The 4189-nt window shown below is 68.8% G+C and carries 3 protein-coding genes; all 3 read left to right on the forward strand.

Going from position 1 to position 4189, the window contains the following annotated elements; all coding sequences use genetic code 11:
- Positions 1-27 precede the first annotated feature (27 nt).
- A complete protein-coding gene (locus ABLA28_RS10720) occupies positions 28-1230 on the forward strand; it encodes a chloride channel protein (protein WP_347713659.1) in 1203 nt (400 codons plus the stop codon).
- Between the two features lie 32 nt (positions 1231-1262).
- Entirely contained in the window at positions 1263-2216 is a 954-nt protein-coding gene (locus tag ABLA28_RS10725) for a phosphate acyltransferase (protein ID WP_347713660.1), read from the forward strand.
- Positions 2217-2298: 82 nt separating this feature from the next.
- Positions 2299-4189, forward strand: a 1891-nt coding sequence (locus tag ABLA28_RS10730; RefSeq protein WP_347713661.1) for a S9 family peptidase, incomplete at its 3' end; no start/stop codon positions are given.

Consider the following 4189-nt stretch of genomic DNA (forward strand, 5'->3'; position numbering starts at 1 on the left):
CTCGACTAGTCGTCGGCAGCGTCAGATGTGTATAAGAGACAGGTGCAGATCGGCGCGGCCGTGGGGCAGGGCTTCGCGGAGCTGGGCCGCAGGCCCTTCACCGAGCGTAAGTTCCTGGTGTCAAGCGGCGCCGCGGCCGGATTGGCCGCAGCCTTCAACGCGCCCATCGCCGGGGTCGTCTTCGCCCTGGAGGAGCTGCATCGCAACTTCTCGCCCGTCGTCCTGGTCAGCGCGACGGCCGCGGCTTTCGCGTCCGTGTTCACCGCGGGCACCGTGCTGGGGGTACGCCCCGTGCTGCTCGTCGAGGGGCGCGACGTCCTGCCGCTCGGATACTACGGGCTGCTCGTCGCCCTGGGGATCGTCACGGGGCTGAGCGGGGTCCTCTTCAACCGGTGCATCCTCTGGGGGAAAAGCCTCTACGCACGGCTCCGGCTCCATTGGGCCTGGTGCGGGCTCCTTCCCTTCGCCCTCACCGCCGCAGCCTGCCTCCTCTGCGGCGAACTGTTCGGGAGCGGGGAGCCGATGATCTTCTACGCCATGGGGGAGAACCCGTCGCCGGTCGTCCTGATCGGCCTCTACGCCGCCAAGCTGGCGCTGCTGGCGCTCTGCTTCGGCAGCGGCCTGCCGGGCGGCATCTTCTTCCCCCTGCTGGTGCTGGGCTCCCTGGTGGGAAACGTCTTCGGCCAGGCGGCCGTTTCCGCCGGGCTGATGGAGCCGCAGTACGTCTCGTCCCTGGCCCTCATGGCCATGACGGGGCACTTCTCCGCCATCGTGCGCTCGCCGCTGACGGGCATCCTCCTGATCAGCGAGATGACCGGCTCCTTCGCCTTCATGCTGCCCCTGGGGCTGGTGGCCATGACCGCCTATGTCGTCGCGGAGGGCTTCCGCTCCGAGCCCATCTACGAGAGCCTCCAGAAGAGGCTCCTTTCGTCCGCCGCCTCCGACCATGAGAGGGCCCGCTCCGCATCCGCCCGGGACCGTATGCTGGTGGAGTTCGGGGTCGAGAACCTGAGCCCGGCGGACGGAAGGACGATCGCGGAGATCCTGTGGCCGGAGGACTCCCTGGTCATCGCGGTCAAACGCGGCTCCGGCGAGATCGTGCCGTCGGGACAGGTACGGCTCATGGCGGGGGACTACCTGGTCGTCCTGATCCCGCGGATCGCGATGAGGGAGGCGCAGGAGCAGCTCGAGAGCCTGACGAAGGGGACCTCCGGCGCCGCGGGACCGTGACGAAAACGGCAAGGACGAGGAGGCAGGAGACCATGAGCTATCGCAGTTTCAACGAGCTCGCGGAGAGGGCGAAAAGCCTGCCGGACAAACGCCGGTGCGTCGTGGCCGGCGCAGAGGACGAGCATGTCCTGGAGGCGGTCTTCAGGGCCCGTCGGGAGGGCATCATCGGGGACCCCGTCCTCACGGGCCGCGGGGAGCTCATCGCGGACCGAGTTCGCGCCCTTGGGGAGGACCCGGGCGCCTGCGTCATCGCGGACGTGCCCGAAGGATCCGGAAAAAATCCAGCCCAGCGGGCCGTCGAGCTGATCGCCGAGGGCGCGGGAGATTTTCTGGTCAAGGGCAGGATGGACACGAAGGACCTGCTGAAGCCCGTCGTCGACCGCACCAACAACCTGCACAGCGAGGACTCCCCCTCCGGCGGGCTGATGTCGCACCTCGCGTTCTTTCGGATCCCCGGCGTCGACCGTCTCGTGGTGGTGACCGACGGGGGGATGGTCGTCTACCCCGACCTGAACCAGAAGAAGGGCCTGATCCTCAACGCCGTGGGGACCCTGAGGGCGATGGGCTGGGAGCGGCCCAGGGTGGCCGTGCTCTGTGCGGTCGAGAAGGTGAACCCCAGGATGAAAGAGACCGTGGAGGCCGCCGAGCTGGCGGAGATGAACCGCAGCGGGGAGATCCCCGACTGCGTCGTCGAGGGCCCGATCTCCTACGACGTGGCGATGGACCCGGGGATCGCCGCGATCAAGGGCTACAGGAGCGAGAACTGCGGCCGGTTCGACGTCCTGGTGACGCCCGACCTGACGACCGGAAACCTCCTGGGCAAGAGCCTGCTCGTCTCGGCCCACGCCGAGCTGGCCGGTATCGTGGTCGGCGCCAGGATCCCCATCGTCGTCACCTCCCGCGGTTCGAGCGCCGAGGAGAAGTTCCATTCCATCGCGCTCTGCGTCGTGGCCTCGGCGGGACAGACGCCCCGAGGCGGCGCATAGCGGATTCGGGGACGGCCCCCTGTCCCGGCCGGCTTTCGGAACCGGCCTTCGGCATCAGCTTTCAGAAAGGGATCGATTCGTCATGGAGAAACATGAGGACAAGACCTCCGACGCGCGCGTAGTCTTCCACGACCTGCTCCGATACCGTTTTCTGTCGGCGCCCCGCTTCTCGCCCGACGGCTCGAGGATTGCCTTCGCCGTGCACCGGGCCGACCTGGAGGGCAACCGCTACCTCTCGGACCTCTGGGTGTACAGCCTGAACACGGAGACGTGCACCCCCCTGACCGCGTCCGGGGCGGAGCGGGCCTTCTGCTGGGACCCCTCGGGAGCCGCCCTGATCTTTGTCAGCGGCCGGGCGCACCAGCCTGCCGAGGGCGCTTCATCGGGCACTGACGCGGACCCCGACGCCAGGACCGCCCGCATCTACAGCATCCCCGTAACGGGAGGGGAAGCGCGCCTCCTGGCCGAGGTTCCCCGCGAGGTGACCGAGCTCTGGGCGCTCGACGAGGGCCGCCTCCTGCTCCGGACCGTCGACCCCCGCGAGCCGGAGCGCTTCGAGGACGCGGACTATCGGGTTCTCGAGCAGATCCCGTTCTGCACGAACGGCAAGGGCTTCACCGCGCAGTCCCGCCGCACGCTCTCCCTCTTCACCCCCACCTCGGGGGAGCTCAGGGACCTGTCGCCCCGCGACATGGAGGTTCGCCGGGTACGCCTCTCGGCCAACCGCCGGCGGGCGCTGGTCACGGGGGTCGTCTACAGGGACGTGATGCCGGAGACGAGCGGCGTGTGGGAGTGCGACCTGGAGTCCGGCGAGATGGCGGAGCGCGTGCCTCAGGCCCACTTCGCCTGGTCCTGCGCGGATGCGTTCGCGGGCGGCCTGCTGCTGACGGGAACGGACATGAAGCGTCACGGGCACAACGAAAACGTGCGCTTCTACCTGGCGGGGGACGGCGCCCCGAAATGCCTGACGCCCGAGCTCGACCGGGGCCTGAGGAACTCCGTGATCTGCGACTGCCGGTACGGCCTGACCGACCAGGCTCAGGCCTTTCAGGTGGACGGGGACCGGGCGTGGTTCGTCTCGACGGACGGATACCGCTCGCACCTGCACACGGTCGACGCGCACGGAGGCGTCGTGCAGGTCTCGCAGGAGCTGCGCAGCATCGAGGACTACGACGTCCGGGACGGCCGCGCCGCCGTGGTCGGGCTCGAGGGGCTGGGCCTTCAGGAGCTGTACCTGGTGGAGGCCGGGAGGGAGCGCCGCCTCACGGACTTCAACGCTGCGGCCCTGGAGGGGAAGGACCTGAGCGTCCCCGAGTACGTCCGCCTGGAGAACGGCACCCCCGAGGGGCTGGACTGCTGGTACATGCGCCCCGTCGGCTTCGAGGTCGGCAAGAAGTACCCGACCCTGCTGCACATTCACGGCGGGCCCAAGATGACGTTCGGGGACGTCTTCGTGCACGAGATGCAGTGCTGGGCCGCGGAGGGGTTCGCCGTGCTGTTCTGCAACCCGCGGGGCAGCGACGGAAAGGGGAACGCCTTCGCCGACATCCGGGGCCGTTACGGCACCGTCGACTACGAGGATCTGATGGCCTTCGTGGACTGGGCCTCCGACACGCTCCCCTTCGTGGACCGCGACCGCCTGGGCGTGACCGGCGGCTCCTACGGCGGGTTCATGACCAACTGGATCGTCGGCCGAACCGACCGCTTCCGCGCGGCCGTCACGCAGCGCAGCATCTGCAACTGGGTCTCGATGGCCGGGATCACCGACATCGGCTATTTCTTCGTCCCGGACCAGCAGGCGGCCGACATCTGGAGCGGCGTTGACGAGCTCTGGAACCAGTCGCCCCTCAAGTACGCCGACCAGGCGCGCACCCCGACCCTGATCATCCACTCGGACGAGGACCATCGCTGCGAGCTCTCCCAGGGGCTCCAGTTCTTCACGGCGCTCCGGCGCAACGGGGTGGAGGCGCGGC

This window comes from uncultured Fretibacterium sp. (assembly GCF_963544685.1).
GTDB lineage: Bacteria > Synergistota > Synergistia > Synergistales > Aminobacteriaceae > CAJPSE01.

What these genes read in the sequence shown, in the direction of transcription:
- ABLA28_RS10725 (WP_347713660.1), top strand. Translation starts at nt 1,263, where the DNA reads ATGAGCTATCGCAGTTTCAACGAGCTCGCGGAGAGGGCGAAAAGCCTG.